Genomic DNA, 22722 nt, shown 5'->3' with positions numbered 1-22722 from the left:
GACGTGCCGCTTCTCGACCGGCTGGTCGCCGGGAAGCTGAAGGCAACCGCCGACGCGGTGGCCGCCGAAGGCTGGAAGTGGGTCGAAGCCGACCTCGAACTTCCCTACGGCTACGATCACGACCTGCGCGGGATCGTCGGCACGCCGGCCGAGCTGTCCAAGAAGGAACGCCGCGATCGCGAGAAGCTGCGCAAGGAGCAGGAGCGCCTTGAGGCAAAGTATCCGGCCGATCAGGAGCTGCCCGAGGACATCGACCGGCGCCTGGGCGAGATCGAAAAGCAGCTCGAAGCCTTCGAGCGCAGGCCGACCGTCTTCCATCCGGCTGAAATCGCCATCGGCGGCGTCTTCATCACCGTCGACGAGGACGGCGAGCTTATCGTCGATCGCGGCTGGGTGCGTCCCGAGGACGAGCCGGTCGAGACCGTCGACACCGAAGCGCTGGACCCGAACGCCGACATCGATGGCGAGGATGATGAGGACCTCTCGCCCGAGGGACCGCGCACCGTCGTCACGGTCAATGGCCAGCCGGTCGAGCGCGAGGAGGATGTGGACGTCATCAGACCTCTCCCCGAGAAGCTGGTGATCGAGCTGTCGGCGCATCGTACCATCGCGCTGCGCAACGCCGTGGGCAACAACCCGCATGTCGCCATGACGGCGCTGCTGCACAAGCTCGTTCGTGACGCCTTCAGGCGGTCCACGCGCGGCGCGACCGTCCAGGTCTCGGTTCATGAGGTCTATTGCAGCGGTCAGGGAACCGATCTCAAGACCACGCCCTACGCGAAGGCCGTGGATGAGCGGCACGCCGCATGGAAGGCCAAGGTGCCCACCGACGACGATGCGCTCTGGGATTGGCTCGTTGCCCTCGACGACGAGAACCGCATGGCGCTGCTGGCTCATTGCATGTCGCTCGGCATCAACGCGCTCTATGAGCGGCCCAATCCCCTCAGCGCCAGCGGCATCTCCGAAACGCAGCTCCAGGCGCGCATGGCGGAAGCCGATCGCCTGGCCCGCGTGACCGATCTCGACATGGCGGAAGCCGGATTCCGGCCGACCGTCGCGAACTACTTCGGTCGCGTGACCAAGCAGCGCATCCTCGAAGCGATCGCCGAGGCCGTCGGCGAGAGCACCGCCAATCTCCTCGACCACCAGAAGAAGGACAAGATGTGGATGGCGTCCGAAGCGGAGGAGCGGCTCGCGAATACCGCCTGGCTGCCCGAACCGCTGCGTCTCGTCACCGAGGAGTCCGCGGTCGAGGTTGCGTCCGAAGCGGCCGAGCCCGAGGTGGCGCTGCCCGACTTCCTCGCCGGGGACGACGAGGAGGTCGTCGCCGAGACCGATGACGATCCCGTGGCTCTCGTCGCCGCGGAATAGCGCGCACCGGCGGGGCGGCTCCGGCCGCCCCGCATTTCTTCCCCTTCCTCTTCACGGCCCGGCATCCCGCCGGGCCTTTTGCGTTTCAGGAGACCCCGTTCATGTCTGCTTCCCTGATTTTCGATATCGCGCCGCTCGGCTCGCTTGTGGCCTACAGCGATGGCCAGCCGAAACCTCCCGCACGCTTCACGAAGAAGCTCGCCGCGTGGAAATCCCGCAACGGCGTCGGCCGCCTCGTGCGCAAGGCGCCGGGCCGGGAGCGTCCGACCTACACGAGCCCGCCGTCCTTCACCCTGCATGAGGGCGACTTCGGCCAAGGGGGCATTATCCTCATCACGGTCATGCGGACCTACGGCATCGATAGCGACCTGACCTTCCAGGTGGTCGAGCGGCCGAAGATCGGCCAGTTCCGCGTCATGCAGGATGTTGGCGACGATACCGAGTTGCTGCACCTCGCCGAAAACCGCGAGGCGGCCGAACTCTGGGTGGCCAGCAAAGGATACAGCCGTGCCCGCCTCGAGGAGGTCACGGCCGACGAGGTCGGCACGGATGTCGTCGAAGGCCGGGCCGCCGCCTGATCACCCCGCTTACCATCCACCCGGCCCGCCGTCGCCCGACGGCGGGCCATCTCGTTTCAGGAGCCCACCATGGCCATTCCCGATCATGCCCGCGCCAATTTCAATACGCTGCTGCGCGCCGCTGGCGACGGCAGTCTCGCACTTATGGAGTGCCTGGACGCCGTCACCGGCGAGCGTCGCTATGTCCTTTGCGCGGTCGGCCGCGCCGATGACGGCGATTACGTCATGACGCCGTTCGGCCATCTGGCCGACGGCAACCCCTACGACGCCTACCTGCCGCCCGATCCCAACGATCCGAACGGCTTCGTCGCGAGATCGGAGGGAGGAGCAGCGTCATGATCACCGTCGAAGAGATCTTCGCCGCCGATCTCCATTGCCCTCCCTCCAGACGCTCGCTGCCATGGCAGGAAACCCGCGACGGCGTTACCGTCGTCGTCGAGCCGAAGCCGCATTGGGCCGCCGACATGGCGGCCTTCCGGCTCGGCGATCGGGCGTATTGCTACTACGCCGACTGGATCGAGCACGGTCCCGAAGCGCGGTTCTTCGAACATCCCGAGACGCGAGGCGACGACGTGATGGCAAGTGCGCGCGCCATGCTCGAACGCGAAATCGCGCGTGGCCTCTGGAGGGCCTGAGAGAGGCAGAGCGCTGCCGGGCCAGGATGGTCCGGACAGATGGAGAGAGAGCCGTCCGGACCTGTCCTCATCCTCTCTGGAGAACCAGGCCATGACACTCGAAACCAACCGACCCGATGCCGCAACGATTGTTCCGGACGACCGTCGCGAAATGTTCCTGCCGACCTTGTTCGGCATCCGGCTTCTGATCGTCGCCGAAAATACGGTCTACACCTTCATCGACCGGCTCAGCCCGCGCGACTACGGCGGCGGCTTCTGGAATTTCTACGAGCGCCGGGGATACCCCTTGTTCCTCGCACCGGCCTCAGATCGGCGCTTCCGGATCGAAAGCGACATCACCGAGTTCCGGGGTGAGGTCTCAGCGGAGGCTGCCGGCATCATCGCCACGCTGTTCACCTTCTCGCATCTCGCTTTCCAGACCGATTCCGACTTGCTGCCGCTCGGTTATGATCGCCTCCATGCCTATGTCGACGGACATTCCGAGGCCTCGGCGATCTACGCGGCCATCGACTGATCGACGCAAGCGCCCCTCCGCATGGCGGGGCGCTTTTTTTATGCGGCCATCGCCGCCGTCGCCGGCGGCTGGAGAGCGAGCAAAAGGCCGGCTGAGCCGTGACGGGATGGGATCGGGAGAGTGGCTTCCGCCGCCCGTCGCGGAGAAGCCGACATGGCCGACTGCTTCACCCGCATCATCGAACTGGACGCGTACGCCTCGCTGGACGACGCCCTTCGTCGCTCCGCCGGCCTGGAAACGGAGATGGATTCCACCCCCGGCCCGAAACTCCCGTCAGGCTGACATCGGAGTAGCGGCAAGGCTGGCGCGGCGCGTCATCTGCGTCGGGTTAGCGGCATGCTGTCGAAGGCAGAACACCACCCCCGCTTCCATTCGCCGACCTTGGTCCGAGCCGTCTCCTTATCAATCAACCCACGAGGGGTCGGCTTACGCCAGCGTGCCGCCCTCGCGGATCGGGACATGCCCGAACCGCAAGGGTGATTGCCGATCCGTTCGGACACTTCGGGCGCCTGTCGCGCGGGGGATGGTCCCCCGCCTCCCAAGACAGGAGCCGGAACCCATGTCCTATGCAGATGCCACCGCCTTCGCCGCCAGCCTCGCCACCACGCTGATGGTGTCGATCGTCGTGTTCCAGGCCGGGGACGGAACCCACGTCGCCATGCCTGCCGGGGAATTCGACGGCGACGAGGACATGATCGAACTCGAAATCGATCCCTTCCAGTGAGGCGCAGGCGCCTCACATCAACGGCCCGGAGCGCGGAGCGACCGGGCCTCCCTTGTTGTCGGCGGCTCCGGCGCCGGCAACATCGCCGCGCCGGCAGCCCCCACAAGAGAGGGCGAGGGCAGGCCCTTGGCCGGGTGACGGGTCGAAGCTGAGAGAGAGGCTCTCGGCGCCCGTCTGGCGCGAGACCGCCGCCGAGCTGCTTCGGCTGCCGCAAGCCGCCTGATCTCTCACCCTTGTTCCCACCAGCTCGACCGGCCGCGCGCCGGACGCGTTTCCTATGGAGATTCCCATGCCGAAATTTGTCGTCAGCAAAGGCCACGACGCCTTCGTCTACTACGAAACCGTCGTCGAGGCCGATACGCCCGAAGAGGCGCAGAAGCTTGCCGAGAGCGTCCACTACGATGGCGAATGGCTCGCCACCGGATATGTGCAGGAGTTCGACGACTACGAAATCGACGAGCACAGCGGCGTGCGCCTGCTCGAACGCGGCGAGACGGTCGAGGCCTTTCACACCGTCACTGTGACGGCCCATGAACGCGATGCCTTGCTGGCTGGCCTTCGTACCCTTCAGCTCGCTCTCGTGAATGGGCCTCTCGATCCGGTCTTCATGACCATCCTCACCAATGACGGCGCGCATGCGGGCCTCGATCTGCCCGAGATCGACGTCCTGTGCGAACGCATCAACGTCTAGGAGGCGCCAATGTACGCGACCTATCTGCGTCTCGACATCATGGTGTGGGACAGCGACCGGACCGTGATCCGCGCTGCGCGCCGCAGGCTCGCTCGATCGGCGCGCCGCGATCCCGCGAGGCGGGAGGCCCGCAAACGCTTCTACCGCGACATGCTCCGCCACCATGCCGCTGCCCAGCGGCTCGTGGCGCACTTCCGCCTCTGACGCCGTCGGCGTCCCATTCCCCATCCCGGCCCGGCCTCGCGCCGGGCTTTGTCGTTTCAGGAGCCTGATATGCCCGACTACACCATTGAGACCACCTACCACCTGCCGGTTTACCGTTCGCGAACCTACAGCGCCGAGACGATCGCAGAGGCATGCCGCAAAGCCATCGATGACGATGGCTGGGAAGATGCCAAGGAGGACGTCGACACGTCCGGCGAGACCTATGTCACCGGCATCTGGCAGGGTGCCGATGCTGCGTATGCCGGCGAGGCTGCTCCCGTTCCCTCGCAATTCGCCGAGACGGTCCAACGCAAGGCCGGACATTTCGAGATTTTGCTTGGCCTACTGAAGCTGATGCTCGCGGACGTACAGGCTGGCCGAGCATCGTCGGAGGAATGGATCGGCCGCGCCATTTGGGCCGTCGCGCGCGGCGAGGCGATCATCGCGGGCGCTCGCGATCCTGACGCTCCCGGCGAGGGGGATCGGCTTTGAGCCATGCCTTCTTCAAGATCTGATCACGGCAGATTGCCGCGAGCCCATTGCCGAGGTCGTCGCGATCGACGACGACCGCATCCATCCCCCACCAGCGGCCTGACCGCCGTTCCCCTTCATTCGTTCCGCCCGGCTTCGCGCCGGGCTTTCCTGTTTCAGGAGCCTGACATGGCCAATTATTTCACCCATTTCTCCTGCCTGCTCGACGTCGGCACACCCGACAACGCCGCTCGCGCGCTCGACCTCTACAATCAGCTTTCCCTAGAGGGCGCTTCGGAAGAGCCCCCGTCCGACGGCTTCCTCCTGTCGATCCAACCCGAGCACGGCGGCACCAAACTCTGGATGCGCGACAACGGCACCGGCGACCCCGAGCGCCTGATCCAGTTCGTCAGGTTGTGCGCCACCAACTTCGGTCTGACCGGCCGCTGGGGCTTTCAATATGCCAATACCTGCGACCGGCCGCGCGTCGGCGCGTTCGGCGGCGGCGCACATGTGCTCGATCTTGCCACGGGGAAGACCGTCGCCTGGACCTATACCGATGGCTGGCTCGATCAGGCTGTCGGAGATGGTGATCACGATGCCTGACCCGAGCGCCTCTCGTCATGCTCGTGATGGCTACCTTACCGGGTATCGGCCGCGCTACCACTCACCCTTTCGTCCCTCTGCGGCGTGTTCGAAGCGCAAAGTCCACGGTCGGATCGCCCGATGGTCATCCGTCCGCGTCACGCGCAGCCGCGATATCCCCGGCATGAAAGTCCGTGCTGCCTCGAAAGCGACCGGGATCGTGTAGACCTCGCAAGCCTGCCGGTTCTGGTAACGGGCCTCCGCGTTGACAATGACCGCGGGCGCGATGTCCCAGACCTCGGACAGGACTGCCAGAATAGCCGCAACCGCGATGACGCTCCCACGGAACGCGACCGAGGTCGACCAATGCTCGTCACCGAAACCCGGCAGGTCGGACATGATCACCGACGCGGCGAACGCAAGGATAACCAGCCAATAGAATCTCGGCGCTCGCGGGAGCAGTGACTTCATCACGCGCGTATTCCTTTCAAATACTCTCATATTCTCCAGATCTGCGAGGCCGAATTCGCCTCAAATCCTTTCTTCCAATAGTAAACCAAAGGCTTCGCCGCGACGACGTCACGGTAGAGCACCGCGGGCCGCGATCGGCGGCGTTCGGCGATCTGGTTGATGGCATGAGAGGGAGAGCGAGGCCGGGACGGGTTTGAGCCGGTGCGGTCGAGAGAGAGCGCTGCGCGGGCTCGATCCCGCCCTGCTCTCCCGAGGCTTCTCCGATGACCATGATCTCCGTGTCCGCGGCGGCATCCGCCACCGCGCCGATCGCGCTCGCCGCCGATACCGATATCTCCGCCGCCGTCTTCGCGGCGGCACAGTTCCTCCTTCCTCATCTCGAACGCGGCCAGCGCGTCGACGCCGCCACACTGCGCGCTGCAATGGAATCCGCGTTCGGCGCGTCCGACACCACCGGTGCCTGGGACTGGAAGACGGCCTATGACGCCTGCGAGGCGGCGACTGTCCTCTTGCTGCGCAAATACGGAAAGCCGCTTTTCCGCAAAGCCGGATCACCCGCTGCGATCCTGCCGCAGTTCGTCAAGATCGCCGGCCTGATGCCGACGCATACGCGCCGCTCCGAGGAGGCGCAGACCTTCCAGCAGTTCTCGACGCCGATCCCGCTCGGCCTGGCAGCCTCGTTTGCCGCGGCCATCACGCCGGCCGACCGCGTGCTGGAGCCTTCGGCCGGCACCGGCCTCCTCGCCATCCTGGCCGAGATCGCCGGCGGCTCGCTGCTGCTCAACGAGCTGGCCGAAACTCGCGCGGATCTTCTCTCCCACCTCTTTCCGGCCCTTGCCGTCACGCGCTTCGACGCGGCCCAGATCGACGATCACCTTGAACGGGACCTCCACCCGACCGTCGTTCTCATGAACCCCCCATTCTCGGTCATGGCGAATGTCGAGGGCCGCATGGCGGACGCCGCATTCCGCCATGTCGCCTCGGCGCTGTCGCGCCTTGCGCCCGGCGGCCGGCTCGTGGCGATCACCGGGGCGAATTTCGCGCCCGACGCTCCGGCCTGGTCCTCGGCCTATGCCCGGTTGCAGGAACACGGCCGCGTCGTGTTCTCCGCCGCGATCGACGGTTCGGTCTATGCCAAGCATGGCACGACCATTCCGACGCGGCTGACCGTCATCGACAAGCTTCCGGCCGATGATCCGTACGTGTTCCCGGCCGCGCCCGGCGTCGCGCCGGACGTCGCCACGCTCATCGGATGGCTGACCGAGCATCTTCCGGCCCGCCTGCCTATCGATCCCGCTATTGCAGTGCCGGTTGCCGCGCCAGCCGCGCCCCGCACCGTGCGCGCCTATATCAACCGGGCGGCCAGGGCCGCGCCGGCTGTGCCGCATACCGAACCGGAGGGCATTCCGCTCTTCTACGAGACTGTCGACTGGACGCCCGCCGAGGTCGGGCGTCTGTCGGACGCGATCTATGAAGAATACAGCCTCCAGACCATCCGGATCACAGGGGCGCAGGCGCATCCGACCCAGCTCGTGCAGTCGGCGTCGATGGCGAGCGTCGCCCCGCCGCGGCCGAGCTATCGCCCGACGCTGCCGGGGAACATGCTCAGCCTGCTTTCGGACGCGCAGCTAGAAACGGTCATCTATGCCGGCGAGGCGCATTCCGATTTCCTCGTCGGCGCGTGGACGGTCGACGACACCTTCGACAAGCTGACCGTCGCGGCCGAGGACGCCAAGGGCGCCGTCCGACTCCGTCAAGGCTTCATGATCGGCGACGGGACCGGCGTCGGCAAGGGACGTGAATCGGCTGCGATCATCCTCGACAACTGGCTCCAGGGACGCCGCAAGGCGGTCTGGATCTCGAAGTCGGACAAGCTCCTGGAGGACGCGCAGCGCGACTGGGGCGCGCTCGGCATGGAGCGCCTGCTGGTCACGCCGCTGTCGCGGTTCCCGCAGGGCAAGCCGATCACGCTGAACGAGGGCATCCTATTTCTAACCTATGCCACGCTGCGCTCCGACGACCGCGGAGAAAGGGTTTCGCGGGTCAGGCAAATCGTCGAATGGTTCGGCTCCGACTTCGATGGAGTGATCATTTTCGACGAGGCGCACCAGATGCAGAATGCCGCTGGCGGCAAGGGAGAACGCGGCGATGTGGCCGCTTCGCAGCAGGGCCGCGCCGGCCTGCGTCTCCAGCATGCGCTGCCGAACGCCCGGATCGTCTATGTCTCCGCCACCGGCGCGACCACCGTCCACAATCTTGCCTATGCGCAGCGGCTCGGCCTTTGGGGAGGCGAGGATTTCCCGTTCGCGACGCGCGCCGAGTTCGTCGAGGCGATCGAGGCCGGCGGCGTGGCGGCGATGGAGGTACTCGCCCGCGACCTTCGCGCGCTCGGTCTCTACACCGCCCGCTCGCTCTCCTTCGCCGGCGTCGAATACGAGCTGGTCGAGCACGAGCTGACGCCCCAGCAGGTCCGCATCTACGACGCCTATGCCGCGGCCTTCGCCATCATCCATAACAATCTGGATGCCGCGATGCAGGCCGCCAACATCACCGGCGGCGGCGAAGGCGGGTCGGGCACGCTCAATAGGCAGGCGAAATCCGCCGCCCGCTCGGCCTTCGAGAGCGCCAAGCAGCGCTTCTTCGGCCATCTGTTGACCTCGATGAAGACGCCGACCCTGCTTCGCTCGATCGCCGCCGATCTGGAAGCTGGCCATTCGGCCGTCATCCAGATCGTCTCGACCGGCGAGGCGCTGATGGAACGGCGGCTGGCGGAACTGCCGACCGAGGAGTGGAACGATGTGCGCGTGGATATCACCCCGCGCGAATACGTCCTCGACTATCTTGCCCATTCCTTCCCGGTCCAGCTCTACGAGCCGTTCACGGACTCGGAAGGAAACCTGTCGTCGCGCCCGGTCTATCGCGACGGTCAGCCGGTCGAAAGCCGCGAAGCCGTCGCCCGCCGCGACGCGCTGATCGCCAAGCTCGCCAGCCTGCCGCCGGTTCCCGGCGCGCTCGACCAACTCGTCCAGCATTTCGGCGCCGACATGGTCGCCGAGGTAACGGGCCGCTCGCGGCGCATCGTCCGCAAGCGCGGCGGCAGCGTCACCATCGACCGGCTGGTCGTCGAAACGCGCGCCGGGGCCGCCAATCTCGCGGAGACGCAGGCGTTCATGGACGACGCCAAGCGCGTGCTCGTCTTCTCGGATGCCGGCGGCACCGGCCGCAGCTACCATGCGGAGAAGGCGGCGAAGAACACGCGACTGCGCGTCCACTATCTGCTCGAGGCGGGCTGGAAGGCGGACACCGCCATTCAGGGCCTCGGCCGCACGCACCGCACCAACCAGGCGCAGCCGCCGCTCTTCCGGCCGATCTCGACCAACGTGAAAGCGGAGAAGCGCTTCCTCAGCACCATCGCCCGCCGCCTCGACACGCTGGGCGCGATCACGCGCGGCCAGCGCCAGACCGGCGGCCAAGGACTGTTCCGGCCCGAGGATAATCTGGAGAGCCACTACGCCCGCGATGCGCTACGTCAGCTCTATATGCTGCTGGTGCGCGGCAAGGTCGAGGGCTGCTCGCTCGACCGCTTCGAGTCCGCCACCGGCCTGAAGCTGATGGACTCGACCGGCATCAAGGACGAGCTGCCGCCGATCACGACGTTCCTCAACCGGCTGCTCGCGCTCACCATCGAGCTTCAGGGCATCCTCTTCACGGCTTTCGAGCAGCTCCTGACTGCCCGCATCGAGGGCGCGATCGCATCGGGCATCTATGATGCCGGGCTGGAGACGCTGCGCGCCGAAAGCTTCGTCGTCGTCGATCGCCAGACGATCTACACCCATCCGCGCACCGGCGCGGAAACCAGCCTGCTGACGATCAACGAGCGCAGGCGCAACCGGCCGGTGACGCTCGACACGGCTCTCGCCGAACTCGGCGATCCGCGTGCGAAGCTCCTCGTCAATGAGCGCTCAGGCCGGGCCGCCGTGCAAATCCCGGCCAGCAGCGTGATGCTCGATGATGGCGAGGTCGAACGGCGCGTCCGCCTGATCCGCCCGACCGAGGCGCACAATATCCCGGTGCGCTTCATGGGCGAGACCCATTGGGTCGAAGCCGACCGGGAGACCTTCACCTCGGCCTGGAGCGCCGAGATCGCGGAGGTGCCGGAGTTCACCGACGCGACGCTCCACATGGTCACGGGCCTGCTTCTCCCGATCTGGAAGCGGCTGCCGAACGACTCGACGCGCGTCTACCGGCTCCAGACCGACGAGGGTGAGCGCATCATCGGCCGCCAGGTATCCCCAGCATGGGCGGCGACCGCGACCACGACCAGCGCCGCGTCGATCACGCCCGACGACGCCTTCACGGCCTTGATGGACGGCCGCACCATCCTCGACCTCACCGAGGGGCTTCAGCTTCGCCGGGCGCGCGTCATGGGCGCGAACCGCATCGAACTGTCGGGCTTCGACGACACGATGCGCGAGCGCCTGACGGCCTACGGCCTGTTCCACGAGATCATCTCGTGGAAGCTGCGCATGTTCGTGCCGACCGACGCCAACGGCCCGGACGTGCTCGCCAGGGTGCTCGACCGCTGGCCGGTCGAGCGCATCGGCGAGAGGGAGGCGGCGTGATGCCCCGTCACGACGCCTCCGAGCTGGCGGTCCGTCTCGGCCATCACGCCGAAGCGGTTTGCCGCGAATACCTTTCGTCTGGCCGGCGCGCCGGACGCTACTGGCAGGTCGGCGATGCGCGCAACAGCCCCGGACGCTCGATGTTCGTGCGCCTGACCGGGCCGGAAACCGGCAAGGGCGCGGCGGGAAAATGGACCGACGCATCGACGGGCGAGCATGGCGATCTGCTTGACGTGATCCGCGAGGCGCTCGGCCTCGTCGACTTCAAGGACGTGGCCGAGGAAGCACGCCGGTTCCTCTCGCTCCCGCATCCCGAGCCGGAGGAGACGGGGACGCCGACCGGCAGCACCTCCAGCCCCGCGCCGTCGGGATCGCCGGAAGCCTCCCGCCGGCTTTTCGCGATGTCGCAGCCGATCGACGGCACGCTTGCGGAAATCTACCTCAACGGGCGGGCGATCACGTCCCTCTCCGGCGTCGCCGCGCTGCGCTACCATGGGCGGTGCTACTATAAACCGGACGCGCATTCGCCCACCGAGATCTGGCCGGCGATCGTCGCGTCCGTCACCGATCTCGACGGCAGGCAGACCGGCGCGCACCGCACCTGGCTTTCACCGGACGGTTCGGGCAAGGCGCCCGTCGATTCACCGCGGCGGGCGATGGGCGATCTTCTCGGGCACGGTGTCCGCTTCGGCGTCGCCGGTGAGGTGCTGGCGGCCGGCGAAGGCATCGAGACCGTGCTGTCGCCCCGTCAGGTCTTGCCCCACATGCCGATGATGGCGGCGCTTTCGGCCGCACATCTCGCTGCCGTCCTGTTCCCACTGAGCCTTCGCAGGCTCTATGTCCTCCGGGATCGCGATCCGGCAGGGGACGGTGCGCGAGACAGCCTGGTCGCCAGAGCAACGAGCCTCGGAATCGAGGCGATTTCACTGTCGCCGAAGCTTGAGGACTTCAACGAGGATCTGCGCTGGCGCGGCGTCGACGCCCTCCGGGCGACCCTGTTGGAGCAGGTTCATCCCGCTGACGTCCGCCGCTTCGTGGAGGGCTGAGGCGATCGGCAGGGGACGCGGCGCGGTACAGGCGTCTTCACCTGCCGTCTCCTCTCATCACCGCAAGCGACCTTTGCTGTCGGAGAGCCCACGCCCACGGCCTTCTGAAAGGGCGATCGGCCCACAAACGGCCCGGTCGGGCAATGGCGCGGCGCCCGGCTATTTTCCGCCGGCGGGGCGAGCCCCGCCTTTGCAGCGCGAAGCAAAATAGCCGGGCTTGGCCATCGAGGCCCTCGCGAGAGGCGAGGGCTGCCAGTCCGGGCCGCCTGTGGGCGTCGACGCCTGCGAAGGCCGCGATGGGCGCGGTCTCCAAGCAAGGACGCTCACGATGACGAACGAAGACGAAATCGCAGGCTACGAGCCGATCCACACCTCTTCTCCCACCGATCATGTCCTCAATGAACTCCAGCTCTACGGCTGGCGGCCGTATCAGGACGAACCCGATCCGAGGCCGCTTCCGGAGGGCAACGCCGTCGCCGCAGCCGTCGCAGATATCTTCGATTCCCTCGTCGCGACACTCGGCGACACCCGCCTCGAACCCGATCTCGAAGAACTGCTTTGGGGAACCGTCAATCTCTTCCACCGCGCCACGGGCCGGGTGGAGCGCGAGCTGGACGACAACGAGCGGGCGCAGCGCCGGCTTCAGAAAGAACAGGACGGCAGCGAGGTGAAGTCGGTCGAGCTCGAACGCCTCACGGCAGAGGGCCAGACCATGATCGAACGGCGCAACAGCATGGAACTCTTCCGCGACGTCGCCGCTGAAGCCTTCGAGCACCAGACCGGCAGCGCTTGGCGGCCCCGCACCGGCTCGAAGGTCAGCCATCGCAATCTGACCGCCGCGATGATCGACTCCAGAGACTACCTTGCCGCGAAGCGCCGGGCTGAGAAAGAGGTGCTGCTGCCCGCCGGTCCGAAAGTCGCCGTCTCGGGCGGAACCGACTTCAACGACCACACCCTGATCTGGGCGAAGCTCGATCAGGTCCGTGCGAAGCACGCCGACATGGTGCTCATTCACGGCGGCGCGAAGACTGGCGCGGAACGCATAGCCGCCCGCTGGGCAGAAAACCGCAAGGTGCCGCAGATCGCCTTCACGCCCGACTTCGAGAAGTATCCGGCGAAGCAGGCTCCATACAAGCGTAACGACACGATGTTGGAGGTGCTGCCGGTCGGCGTCCTCGTCTTCGGCGGCGGAGGCATTCAGGGAAACCTCGCGGACAAGGCCCGCAAGCTCGGCATTCCCACCATGCAGTTCGACGGCGGCGCGTAAGCGCCGCCGCTGGCGGCTATTCCAGCCGCCAATACTTGACTATCGGAGAGGTTGATGGCTCTTATGAAACATCCTTGCAGAACCGGAAAAGTCGCATAGTCGCAGGCGGAGCGTATCTACAGGCAGCCTGTCGTGATCCTCAACCGATCATGTGGAGGTTTCCATGTCGCTCATCCTTCTCGCCATCTCCTTGACGATCGCCTTCTGCGTCTTCGCCTACAATCTCGCGATCTACGCTTTGCCGTTCATGGTTGGCCTGTCGGCCGCCCAATATGCCTGGGGCGCTGGAGCCGGCATCTTCTTGTCGGGGCTGGCCGCCGTCAGCGCGGCATTGCTGTCGATCGGTCTCGTACTCGCGGTTCTCGGCTTTGCCAGGAATCCGGCGCTGCGGCTGATCGCTCTCGCCGTCTTCGCCGTACCGGCCGTCATCGCCGGCTATGCGCTCATCCATGGTGTAGCGAAAAACGCGATCGACCCCGGCTTGATGCTCAATCTACTTTCCGCCAGCGCCGGTCTGTTCATCGGCATCGCGGCCATGGTCAATCTGAACGCCCTCGGCGTGTCGATATTTTCTCGGTGATGGGCCGGCGGCGACCCGCCGGTCTCAGCGAAGAAAGCCGGCGGCTCGCGCCGCCGGGCTTGGATTTCCCGCACTGACGCGCTGCCACGACACTGCTGCCCACACCATACTTCGCTTTCGGTTTGCTTCGCCCGGCTCAGGAAGTCTGTCGTTGGCGTGAGGTCTGCAGGCCGTAGACAGGCCGTGCCAGCCAGCTCATTCATTTCGTAAAGTGGATACGGCCGCGGAGACCTTCACGAACCTTTCCGCAGGTCGAGTGGATCGAGCCTTCTGCCATCGACAGTGGCGACGCGGCGCTGTTCCGCGTCTACGAGCCCGGTAGCCTCTTTATTCTCGTTCCGTCCAGCCTGTCCGAGGAAGGGCGCGGGTGGCCGGAAGGAGAGATGAACGGGTGTCTTTCGAAGGCGGCGCAGGTCCATGGGGCCTGCCTCTTCGCTGTTGCCGGCAAGGACGATGGTTCTGCTGTGTGTCCCCGTGTTCGTGCTTTCAGAGGCACCAATCCCTCCGACTGACTGATCCCCTAAGTCCGTTCTGTTTCCTCCGGCAACCCCCGCAGCTCCCACCCGTGTTGCCGCGCAGGCGCGGCTGCCCGCTCCACCTGGGGCCTTGGGGGTCAAGCTGCCGCCGAAGGCGTCAGTGCAGGAGTCTCCCGACGGCCTTGGCCGGGTCTCGTCGGAGGGATGGTCTCTCCGAGAAGCAACGGAGACTTACAATGCAGAACATCGTCATTCTCGCCGGCAACATCGGTCAGGCCCCCGAAACCCGCACCACCCAGGGCGGCACCCGGATCACCCACTTCACGCTGGCCACCTCGCGCCCCCGCTATTCGGACGGCAAGGTCGTCCGGGACGAGAAGGGCTACCGGGTCCAGGACACCGAATGGCACCGCATCACCGCCTTCAACGGCCTCGGCAAGACGATCCAGGACTATTGCGAGAAAGGCATGAAGGTTCTGGTTCGCGGTCGCATCCACTACTCGAAGTGGAAGGACCAGGAGGGCAACGATCGCTACGGATGCGAGATCATCGCCGAGACGGTCGATTTCCTGAGCCGGGCGAAGCAAACCGAAAACGAAAACGGCGGGCTTCCCGACTACGACGACGACATCCCGTTCTGAGCGGGAGGTCCAAAGACCCGGCGGCGCGAGCCGCCGGGTTCCTTCATGCTCATGGCGGAGCGCGGCCGCGCCGGGCTTCCCCACCGTCGCGCATCTGTCGCTGAACGCGGTTGCAGCGCTGTGCCCAACCGTCTTTCTCTCAATGAGAAGCCGATCATACCGGCAGTCGGGCCGCGTCAAGGACGCCCGGTGCCCCCAATTTTGCCGCCGCTACGCAACGACAAAATCGGCTCCCCCAGACGCCGGATTCTCCGGTCGCTTCGCGATCCCTGACCCATCCCTCCAACGCCCGGACAATCGCCTCCGTCATCGAGACAAAGGAGGTTCACATGACGCAGGTTCTCGACATCTACGCCGAAATCGCCGAGCTCGACCACTGCATCCTCACCCGCGAGGAGCGCGCCGAGACGCTGCGACGCCTCGAAGCCGCGCGCGCGGAGGCCGAGCGCCGGGAGCGGGCGAGGGAGGGAGCTTAAGCTCCCTCTTTTTTGTCGGCGACGGCGGCCGCGGATCGCATGGGCGGGATCTCGGGCCGCCTCGCGGCCTTCACGAGAACTTCGGACGGAGTCGCCACGCGCACGGACAACGAACTGTGCGGCCTACGACCGATCCTCGACCGGCTCGCCGAGGAAACCGGGCTGAACATCCCGACCGCCGTCATCTACTACTGGCCCGATCCCGGCCGACCTGCAGCGCGGCCGATGACGCCGTTTGATCCCGATGCGCCAATCTCTTGGGTATCCGGCAAGGTGGTTGCGGCCACCTTCCCATTCTTTTCGACCGCAGTGTTTGCCGGGGGGACGTAGCGCAGGGTCTCCGACCGGATCGACCGGCCGGATGCCCTATGAAAGGGGGGGCAAGCCGCCCCTCTCAATCTCTCCCCATGAAGGAAGGGCGAAGCCCCTCCTTCAAACATCCTCCCATGGAAGGGGGTGTCACACCCCCTTCCAAACCATCCCCATTCCTATTCGGACACGGCGTCTGGTCGACGCCGTGGCTACTCCTCTCTCTCTCTGACTTCCCAGTGTACGCCAGCCCATCCGGCGTCAAGGACAGCGCGGCCCCTCCAATTTTCCGCTCCGACCCGATGGGCCGAACCAGAAAATCGGTTCCTCCGCTTGCCGCACGGCGGCCGCTAAGGCGGTCCCTGACCCCTCTGGGCTACAGCGTGGACACCTTTCGTCAGAGACGAAAAGGAGATTTTCCATGACACATCGCAAGATCATCACCATCGATGGCGGCAGCGCGGAATATTGGAGGCAGCGAACGGAGGGCTTTCGCCTTATCCACGACGCGGAGCGGGCTCTCGAACGATTGAATGACGCGCCGATGTACCTTCACGGCGGCTACGACGAGGACGGAGACGTCATCGCCATCGAGAACCTCGGGCCGTATGACGACATGGAGGATGCGATCCGGGCGATCGAGGCGAATGAGACTGCGGTTAGCATCCTCGTCGCGCAGGGCCGCACCAAGATCGGCGACTACGAGATCAGGGCGGTGGTCCGCGAGTTGGCGCCCGACGACGGAGACATCGAGGACCCCGCGAGCAACCCGCTCTGGGGTCCCGACACCGATTAAGGTCCAGGCGAGAGGCGGCCACGGCCGCCTCTCGCCTTTATCTCTGTGCCGGGAGCCAGGGCAGCCGGTTCGACCGACTGTCCTGGCTTATGAAAGGGGGGCAAGCCGCCCCTCTCAAACTCACCCCATGAAGGAAGGGCAAGCCCCTCCTTCAAACATCCTCCCTTGGGGAAAGAGGACGGTTCCCTCCTCCCTTTCCCCAAACCCCTTTCCCTCTCCCGGTAAGGCCCCCGGCTTTGGTGGCGACCGAATCAGTTGCCGAGGATTTCCCTTGAAGCTTGTGCTATCGGTAAATTTCGGTCGCAATATCGAGCGCAGGCGACTAAAATAGTCGTAGTTCTGGCGTGCGCGTAGGTCCGAATGGGAGGTGATCATGCATGATCACCGCCCGACAATCACGGGCCGCACGCGCGTTGCTGGGTTGGACACAGGAGACGCTCGCTGACGAGGCCCGGGTAGCATTGACCGCGCTCAAGCGCCTCGAATCCGACAGCGGATTGGGGACGCACGAGGTGACGCGCGACCAGGTTCGACGAGCGCTCGAGGCAGCGGGGATCGTTCTCCTTTCGACCGACAAGGGAAAAGGGGTGCTTCTCCTGAACGACGGGGCCGACACTCCCAAGCAGCAGCGTTGATCGCGCGGTTGCCAAGCCTTGTCATAAAATGCAGCTATTTCCCGTGGGAAATAGTGAACGAATATGGCGCGCGTGAATAGGTGAGCTCGATGGGGCAGGCAACGCAGACGTTTCTGGAAGAACCACCGTTCAGCGAGACACTCACATCTTATGATCGTGAGCACATGAAGCTCTATATGCGATTGCTTGATGCCGAGCGCGACGGCGCTGACTGGCGTGAGGCAGTGCACATCCTGTTTGGCCTCGATCCCGATCGTGATCCGAAGCGCTGCCGCTTGATCCACGACGCGCATCTCGCTCGCGCCCGTTGGATGACCGAGCACGGCTATCGCGAACTGGTCCGTGAAAGCCAGCAGAAGTCGCACATCAATAGGTGATGCGCGAAACGCATCACCTATTGATGTGCGACCGACTTCCCCAGATCAACCCAAACGGGAATCGTGAACCCTCCAAAGATTTAGACAGAAACTTGGGAGGATCAGCGATGACACCTGACGCATCGACCTGGCGTTCCTCGGGGTATGAGCACCTGGATAGATTGACCGCATCCGATCTGGCCTGGGAATGGCTCCGCCGCAACGACGCCTATGATGCAGACTTCGAGGCTTCGGCCTCTGGCCGCGGAACCCACACGCCGCTCACCGAGCAAATTCGGCGGCGGTGGGGGTTACGATTTCCCCGTCGACCCCCTGACACCGCCTCCTGACGCTCCCGTTTTCTGGCTCACGCAGGAAGACACGAGCGTCGTCGTATTGACCGAGGCCCCGCCTGACCTCGACGCTAGTCTCGCAGGTGCTCCCCCCGAGCCATGGCGCCGCTATCCGCCGATGGGCGAAGATGACACAGCGTTTCGCTTTGCTCTCGGAAACGGGCAGCGTCTCCAGATCATCGACTGCGCCAATGACGGGCAGACGGTTGCTGTCGCCGCCATACCCCTCGGCATAGACGGCTTCGACCGGATCGAAGCGGTCTATCGACTTCTCTCGGCCTTGCACGGCCGCGCCATTCCGCCCGACACGCGACTGACACGTCAGCAACGCGCCCGCCAGCGCCGGATGCTGCGCGCCTTCGACGGCTATCGCGCCGGCGCGACGCAGCAGGAAATCGCCGAGGTCATTTTTCACATCGACCATCTCGGCCGCGACGACTGGCAGGCGTCGTCCGCCCGCCACGCCATCAAGGCGCTCCTGCGGGACGCCCGCGCCATGGTCGCGGGCGGCTATCGAAAGCTCCTTCGTCATCGTCGCCAATCCTAGCCCGGTCTCGCCCCGCGCATGGTGGGCGAATTCGATACCCCCCGACTTCGCCCTGCAACTCGCCGGCTCTCCTCCGCCACCGTGGTCGTTGCCCGTCGCTGATCCGCGACGGCCGTCCCCAACACCACGGAGGCCCGATCCATGCCACACGAACCCGTCGTTCTCCCGCCGCGCTTCCTGCGCACTAAGGAAGCGGCCGAATTTCTCAGCCTCTCGGCCCGCACCCTCGAAAAGCACCGGACCTACGGGACCGGTCCCGCCTACCGCAAGCTCGGTGGCCGCGTCGTCTACGCAATCGACGACCTCGAAACCTGGGCGGCTCGCGGCGCGGTGACGTCGACCTCCGATCCGCGCGGCTCTGTGCTGCCGGCGAAGCGCCACGCCATTTCGTCCGCGCCGCAGGTCGGCCGCTACGCCCGTTGACCGCGGCTGGCTTCTTTCATGGCGGTGCGGCGTCGATCCCTTTCGGAGCGCGGGCAGCTCGATCTGTTCCGGGCGCTTCCCGGCGACTTCGCGCCACGAGACGCGCAGGATCTCATGGCCTATCCCTTCTTCTCCCTTTCCAAGACCCATCGCGTCGCGCCGATCGATTTCGCCGCCGGCAACGTGACGATCCGGGTGGAGGCGGTCCCCGATCACGGCATGGCCACGATCTGGGACGCCGACATCCTGATCTGGGCGGCGAGCCAGATCGTCGAAGCCCGCGATAATGGGCTTCGTACCTCGCGGCTGATGGCCGCCACGCCCTATGAAATCCTCACCTATGTCGGCCGGGGCACGAGCTCACGCGACTATCAGCGCCTCAAAGCCGCGCTCGACCGTCTGCAGTCGACGACGGTTTCCACCTCGATCCGCCAGCCTGCCGAAGGCCGCCGTCATCGCTTCTCGTGGATCAACGAGTGGCAGGAGCGCACCGACCGCAACGGCCGCCCCGAAGGCATCGAGCTGATCGTGCCGGACTGGTTCTATCAGGCCGTCCTCGACGATGCGCTCGTGCTGACCATCGACCGGACCTATTTCGACCTGACGGGCGGTCTCGACCGCTGGCTTTACCGCCTGGTGCGCAAGCACGGTGGCCGCCAGCGCGCCGGCTGGCGCTTCGACTTCCAGCACCTTCACCAGAAATCAGGCAGCTTGTCGCCATTCAAGCGCTTCGCCTTCGAGCTGCGCGACATCATCCGGCGCCAGCCGCTGCCCGGCTACACCCTGTTCCTCGAAACCGAAATTGGCGGCCGCGCACTGCTCGCTTTCGAGCCGCTGCCCGCCTGTGGACAGGCTGTGGACGGCCTCGTGCTATCGGGAACCCGGACTATCGTGCTATCGGGAACCCGAGGCTCGTGCTATCAGGAACCCAAACAGGGTTTAACGCACGGAAATTCCACACGAAATCGCGCCCTTAACTTAGAGTCTAACATAGACTCTAACCTTGAAGAGCGCGCGCGCGATGTGGAAAACCTCATCCGCGACGCCGCCAGAAGCCTCAGCGTTACCGCCAGGAAAAGCGCGCCAATCGCGCCGGCCGAGCCACTACAGACGGCTGCAAGCCGCCGCGTTGAAACCTCTCCATCCATCGATCCCGAGACGCCCCGTCTTCCTCTCGATCCGCCGGGAGGACGCCGATGATCGTCGCTCTCCTCAACCAGAAGGGCGGCGTCGGCAAGACGACGCTCGCCCTCCATCTCGCCGGCGAGTTGGCGATGCGCGGTAAGCGCGTGACCCTGATCGACGCCGACCCGCAGGGCTCGGCGCTCGACTGGTCGCAGCAACGCTCGCGCGAGGGCCTGCCGCGCGCCTTCGGCGTCGTCGGTCTCGCACGCGATACACTGCACCGCGAAGCACCCGAACTCGCGCGTGACGTCGACCACGTTGTCATCGATGGCCCGCCGCGTGTCGCCGGCCTCATGCGCTCCGCGCTGCTCGCCGCCGACGTCGTGCTGATCCCGGTGCAGCCGTCGCCGCTCGATGGCTGGGCCTCCGCCGAGATGCTGGCGCTCCTGGCGGAGGCGCGCATCTACCGGCCCCAACTCGGCGCCCGTTTCGTGCTGAACCGCTGCGGCGCCCGCACTGTCATCGCTCGCGAGACCGCCGAGACCCTGGCCGACCACGATCCGCCGGTGCTCGCCACAACGATCGGCCAGCGCGTCGTCTTCGCTGACGCCGCGCAGACCGGGCGGCTCGCCTCGGACATCGATCGGCGTTCGCCCGCCGCGCGCGAGATCGCGGCGCTGGCGGCCGAGGTCGAGCGTCTTCGCATCGGGAAGACCGCGCCATGACAGTTCTTCCCGAAATCATATTGTCCGGAGACTGCCGCGATCGCATGCCGGCGCGCGGCCCGTTCGACATGATCCTCGCCGATCCCCCTTACGGGGACACATCGCTCGCCTGGGATCGCCGCGTCGAGGGCTGGCTGGCACTCGCGCGCGGGGCGCTTGCCCCAACCGGCTCGATGTGGGTCTTCGGTTCGCTGCGCAGCTTCATGGCAACCGCCGACCGCTTCGCCGACGCTGGCCTGCGGCTCGCCCAGGAGATTGTCTGGGAGAAGCAGAACGGCACCGGCTTCCATGCGGACCGCTTCAAGCGCGTGCATGAACTGGCCGTCCAGTTCTATCCGGCCGAGACGCCCTGGCGCGACATCTACAACGACGTCCAGACCACGCCCGACGCGACAGCCCGGACCGTGCGACGCAAGCAGCGTCCGCCCCATACCGGCCAGATTGATGCTGGCCACTATGTCAGCCACGACGGCGGGCCGCGCCTCATGCGGTCGGTCATCTACCTGCGCAACTGCCACGGCCGCGCGATCCACCCGACTGAAAAGCCGTCGGCGCTCCTCGAAATCCTTATCCGCACGAGCTGCCCGGAAGGCGGCCTGGTCGGCGATTGGTTCGCCGGCTCGGGTTCCGGCGGCGAAGCCTGCCGGCTCTCCGGCAGGCGCTATATCGGCTGCGAGATCGACCCCACGATGGCCGACCGCGCCCGCGACCGCATCGCCACCGTGCTGCCGTTCCATGACGGAGGCGCGTCATGACGGCCCCCGCCGAAAAGCGCGGCTTCGCGCAGCGCCCCGCCGATGCGGACGGTTGGATCAAAGCGGGGGACACGCCTCCGCCACGCAATGGCGCAGCCGCGACCTTCACGGCCCGGCTCACCATCGACATCACGCCTGAGCTGCGCGGCAGGATCAAGATCGCCGCCTTCAGCCGCGCCGTCACCGTCGCCGACATGCTGCGCGAGCTGTTCGAGCGCGAATTCCCCGACACCCAAGGAGACTCACCATGACCGGCAATGCGGCGCTCCGCATCGGCGGCCGTCCGTTGCCGGACGGTCCAGCCGCGTTCACCACGCTCGTCGAACTCACCTGGATCGAGAAGCGCATCGAGAACTGGATCAGGTTCGGCCGCGAAAGCTACGAGCAGAAGCTCGACCGCCGCCACAGGGTGGTCGGCTTCGCGCCCGGCACGATCTTCTGCCTCGTCCGCTGGGCGGCGAATGAGTACGGAACGATCATCTCGCGCCTGGACATCGTGCGCGCGGTCGACCGTGGTGAGCCGTTCCAGACGCTGCCCTTCGTGCGTCCCGGCGGCGACATCCTGCTGAAGATCGAAAGCTGGCCGAAGGTCGAGGACGTGCTTCGCCATGTCGACGGCATCGAGGCACTCGGCATTGATCCCGCGGACGCCGATCCCGATCACTGGCGGCACGTCGCGCACTGGATGAATGCCGGCGAGATGCCGCGCCCGTACACGGCCGAGCGCCATCAAGCCTGGCTTCGGCGGCGGGAGATCGGGCGATGACGCGGCTCGGCTACCTCGCGGCGACGGCCGTCGCCGTGCTCGGCATCGCCGCGGCTAGCGCCACGCCGATGCCGCTGAAACTCATCTGGAACGCGACGGCGAGCGCGCCGGTCGGCTTCTACACGGTCTCGCCGACCGGGCGGATCGAGGTGCCGGATCTTGTCGCCGTCATGCCGCCCGAGCCATTCGCCTCCTTTATGGTCGAACGCGGTTATGTCGGCCGCGACGTGCCGATCCTCAAGCACGTCGTCGGCCTACCGGGACAGCGCGTTTGCCGCGACGGTCGCGCCATCACGGTTGACGACGTTCCGCTCGGCGAGGCCCGCGACCGCGACAGCCGTGGCCGCGACCTGCCGATCTGGCGGGGCTGCGGCGTGATCGGCGGCGGCGAACTTTTCCTCATGAACCTCGAAGCCGCCGACAGCCTCGACGGCCGCTACTTCGGCCCGTTTCCCGCCTCCGCGGTGATCGGCCGGGCCACCCCGCTTTTCACCGACGAGGACGGCGATGGTCGCTTCGTCTGGCGCGCGCCGACGCGGTGAGCGCGCGTCCTTCGTAATCCCACCGCAGCACAGGAGAC

General features: G+C 66.1%; 31 protein-coding genes. 30 read left to right on the top strand and 1 reads right to left on the bottom strand.

Annotated features, from left to right (window positions below):
• The first annotated feature begins 3 nt into the window (after positions 1 to 3).
• The 11 genes from V5F78_RS22930 to V5F78_RS22880 all read left to right on the top strand — a co-directional run bounded on the left by V5F78_RS22930 (position 4) and on the right by V5F78_RS22880 (position 5794).
• Positions 4 to 1371, top strand: a complete 1368-nt coding sequence (locus V5F78_RS22930) for a chromosome partitioning protein ParB (protein ID WP_394069813.1) — start codon at positions 4 to 6, stop codon at positions 1369 to 1371.
• A 101-nt stretch (positions 1372 to 1472) separates the two neighbouring features.
• Complete coding sequence (locus V5F78_RS22925) at positions 1473 to 1949, top strand: UCP036055 family protein (protein ID WP_064331678.1); 477 nt, start codon at positions 1473 to 1475, stop codon at positions 1947 to 1949.
• A gap of 69 nt (positions 1950 to 2018) precedes the next feature.
• Positions 2019 to 2288: a DUF6117 family protein gene (locus V5F78_RS22920; protein WP_064331677.1), complete on the top strand. Its 270-nt coding sequence runs from the start codon at positions 2019 to 2021 to the stop codon at positions 2286 to 2288.
• Positions 2285 to 2584, top strand: coding sequence for a hypothetical protein (locus tag V5F78_RS22915; protein WP_064331676.1), 300 nt, complete (start codon positions 2285 to 2287; stop codon positions 2582 to 2584). The genes V5F78_RS22920 and V5F78_RS22915 overlap by 4 nt, the downstream gene beginning before the upstream one ends.
• Before the next feature lie 91 nt (positions 2585 to 2675).
• Positions 2676 to 3098 (top strand): antirestriction protein, encoded by a 423-nt coding sequence (locus V5F78_RS22910; RefSeq protein ID WP_064331675.1) that lies wholly within the window; start codon positions 2676 to 2678, stop codon positions 3096 to 3098.
• 153 nt (positions 3099 to 3251) lie between these two features.
• Complete coding sequence (locus V5F78_RS22905) at positions 3252 to 3380, top strand: hypothetical protein (protein ID WP_256388478.1); 129 nt, start codon at positions 3252 to 3254, stop codon at positions 3378 to 3380.
• Between the two features lie 277 nt (positions 3381 to 3657).
• Complete coding sequence (locus tag V5F78_RS22900) at positions 3658 to 3822, top strand: hypothetical protein (protein WP_168168929.1); 165 nt, start codon at positions 3658 to 3660, stop codon at positions 3820 to 3822.
• Between the two features lie 289 nt (positions 3823 to 4111).
• Complete coding sequence (locus V5F78_RS22895; RefSeq protein ID WP_064331674.1) at positions 4112 to 4513, top strand: hypothetical protein; 402 nt, start codon at positions 4112 to 4114, stop codon at positions 4511 to 4513.
• Between the two features lie 9 nt (positions 4514 to 4522).
• On the top strand, positions 4523 to 4717 hold the full coding sequence (locus V5F78_RS22890) for a hypothetical protein (RefSeq protein ID WP_064331673.1): 195 nt from the start codon (positions 4523 to 4525) through the stop codon (positions 4715 to 4717).
• 69 nt (positions 4718 to 4786) lie between these two features.
• Positions 4787 to 5209 carry a hypothetical protein gene (locus V5F78_RS22885; protein ID WP_064331672.1) on the top strand — a complete coding sequence of 141 codons (423 nt, stop codon included), beginning with the start codon at positions 4787 to 4789 and terminating at the stop codon, positions 5207 to 5209.
• Positions 5210 to 5377: 168 nt separating this feature from the next.
• A complete protein-coding gene (locus V5F78_RS22880) occupies positions 5378 to 5794 on the top strand; it encodes a hypothetical protein (RefSeq protein ID WP_064331671.1) in 417 nt (138 codons plus the stop codon).
• 54 nt (positions 5795 to 5848) lie between these two features.
• Here V5F78_RS22880 and V5F78_RS22875 read toward each other — a convergent pair whose 3' ends face one another.
• Entirely contained in the window at positions 5849 to 6244 is a 396-nt protein-coding gene (locus tag V5F78_RS22875) for a hypothetical protein (RefSeq protein ID WP_064331670.1), read from the bottom strand.
• A 269-nt stretch (positions 6245 to 6513) separates the two neighbouring features.
• Between V5F78_RS22875 and V5F78_RS22870 the strand changes: the two genes are divergently transcribed.
• The 19 genes from V5F78_RS22870 (at position 6514) to V5F78_RS22780 (ending at position 22684) form a co-directional block, all read left to right on the top strand.
• On the top strand, positions 6514 to 10866 hold the full coding sequence (locus tag V5F78_RS22870; RefSeq protein ID WP_445322284.1) for a strawberry notch-like NTP hydrolase domain-containing protein: 4353 nt from the start codon (positions 6514 to 6516) through the stop codon (positions 10864 to 10866).
• Positions 10866 to 11912: a DUF7146 domain-containing protein gene (locus V5F78_RS22865; protein WP_064331668.1), complete on the top strand. Its 1047-nt coding sequence runs from the start codon at positions 10866 to 10868 to the stop codon at positions 11910 to 11912. Before V5F78_RS22870 ends, V5F78_RS22865 begins: the two co-directional genes overlap by 1 nt.
• Before the next feature lie 328 nt (positions 11913 to 12240).
• Positions 12241 to 13179, top strand: a complete 939-nt coding sequence (locus tag V5F78_RS22860) for a DUF2493 domain-containing protein (RefSeq protein ID WP_394069819.1) — start codon at positions 12241 to 12243, stop codon at positions 13177 to 13179.
• A gap of 190 nt (positions 13180 to 13369) precedes the next feature.
• The gene (locus V5F78_RS22855) at positions 13370 to 13759 is read left to right on the top strand and encodes a hypothetical protein (RefSeq protein WP_445322283.1); all 390 of its coding nucleotides are present in this window, start codon (positions 13370 to 13372) and stop codon (positions 13757 to 13759) included.
• Positions 13760 to 14471: 712 nt separating this feature from the next.
• Positions 14472 to 14876 carry a single-stranded DNA-binding protein gene (locus tag V5F78_RS22850; RefSeq protein ID WP_064331666.1) on the top strand — a complete coding sequence of 135 codons (405 nt, stop codon included), beginning with the start codon at positions 14472 to 14474 and terminating at the stop codon, positions 14874 to 14876.
• 329 nt (positions 14877 to 15205) lie between these two features.
• Entirely contained in the window at positions 15206 to 15352 is a 147-nt protein-coding gene (locus V5F78_RS22845; protein WP_168168928.1) for a hypothetical protein, read from the top strand.
• A gap of 39 nt (positions 15353 to 15391) precedes the next feature.
• Complete coding sequence (locus V5F78_RS22840; protein WP_394069822.1) at positions 15392 to 15682, top strand: hypothetical protein; 291 nt, start codon at positions 15392 to 15394, stop codon at positions 15680 to 15682.
• Between the two features lie 400 nt (positions 15683 to 16082).
• Positions 16083 to 16457: a hypothetical protein gene (locus V5F78_RS22835; RefSeq protein WP_064331665.1), complete on the top strand. Its 375-nt coding sequence runs from the start codon at positions 16083 to 16085 to the stop codon at positions 16455 to 16457.
• Between the two features lie 377 nt (positions 16458 to 16834).
• Positions 16835 to 17092, top strand: coding sequence for a helix-turn-helix domain-containing protein (locus V5F78_RS22830; RefSeq protein WP_064331664.1), 258 nt, complete (start codon positions 16835 to 16837; stop codon positions 17090 to 17092).
• A gap of 89 nt (positions 17093 to 17181) precedes the next feature.
• Complete coding sequence (locus tag V5F78_RS22825; protein WP_064331663.1) at positions 17182 to 17469, top strand: DNA -binding domain-containing protein; 288 nt, start codon at positions 17182 to 17184, stop codon at positions 17467 to 17469.
• Positions 17469 to 17798 (top strand): transcriptional regulator domain-containing protein, encoded by a 330-nt coding sequence (locus V5F78_RS22820; protein ID WP_371328571.1) that lies wholly within the window; start codon positions 17469 to 17471, stop codon positions 17796 to 17798. The genes V5F78_RS22825 and V5F78_RS22820 overlap by 1 nt, the downstream gene beginning before the upstream one ends.
• A gap of 46 nt (positions 17799 to 17844) precedes the next feature.
• Positions 17845 to 18348 carry a DUF2285 domain-containing protein gene (locus V5F78_RS22815; protein WP_394069826.1) on the top strand — a complete coding sequence of 168 codons (504 nt, stop codon included), beginning with the start codon at positions 17845 to 17847 and terminating at the stop codon, positions 18346 to 18348.
• Positions 18349 to 18489: 141 nt separating this feature from the next.
• Positions 18490 to 18771, top strand: a complete 282-nt coding sequence (locus V5F78_RS22810) for a helix-turn-helix transcriptional regulator (protein WP_064331661.1) — start codon at positions 18490 to 18492, stop codon at positions 18769 to 18771.
• Between the two features lie 18 nt (positions 18772 to 18789).
• Positions 18790 to 19971, top strand: coding sequence for a replication initiator protein A (locus V5F78_RS22805; protein ID WP_064331660.1), 1182 nt, complete (start codon positions 18790 to 18792; stop codon positions 19969 to 19971).
• The gene (gene parA / locus V5F78_RS22800) at positions 19968 to 20621 is read left to right on the top strand and encodes a ParA family partition ATPase (protein ID WP_064331659.1); all 654 of its coding nucleotides are present in this window, start codon (positions 19968 to 19970) and stop codon (positions 20619 to 20621) included. The genes V5F78_RS22805 and parA overlap by 4 nt, the downstream gene beginning before the upstream one ends.
• Positions 20618 to 21376 (top strand): DNA-methyltransferase, encoded by a 759-nt coding sequence (locus V5F78_RS22795; RefSeq protein WP_064331658.1) that lies wholly within the window; start codon positions 20618 to 20620, stop codon positions 21374 to 21376. Before parA ends, V5F78_RS22795 begins: the two co-directional genes overlap by 4 nt.
• The gene (locus tag V5F78_RS22790) at positions 21373 to 21627 is read left to right on the top strand and encodes a hypothetical protein (RefSeq protein WP_064331657.1); all 255 of its coding nucleotides are present in this window, start codon (positions 21373 to 21375) and stop codon (positions 21625 to 21627) included. Before V5F78_RS22795 ends, V5F78_RS22790 begins: the two co-directional genes overlap by 4 nt.
• Positions 21624 to 22142, top strand: a complete 519-nt coding sequence (locus tag V5F78_RS22785) for a DUF2840 domain-containing protein (RefSeq protein WP_064331656.1) — start codon at positions 21624 to 21626, stop codon at positions 22140 to 22142. Before V5F78_RS22790 ends, V5F78_RS22785 begins: the two co-directional genes overlap by 4 nt.
• Positions 22139 to 22684, top strand: coding sequence for a S26 family signal peptidase (locus tag V5F78_RS22780; protein WP_064331655.1), 546 nt, complete (start codon positions 22139 to 22141; stop codon positions 22682 to 22684). Before V5F78_RS22785 ends, V5F78_RS22780 begins: the two co-directional genes overlap by 4 nt.
• Positions 22685 to 22722 lie beyond the last annotated feature (38 nt).

Origin of the sequence: Roseixanthobacter glucoisosaccharinicivorans, assembly GCF_043195095.2 — a bacterium.
In the GTDB taxonomy this organism is placed as follows: Bacteria; Pseudomonadota; Alphaproteobacteria; order Rhizobiales; family Xanthobacteraceae; genus NCEH01.
Note: the sequence above shows the minus strand (reverse complement) of the source record. Positions and strands in the feature narration are given on the sequence as shown.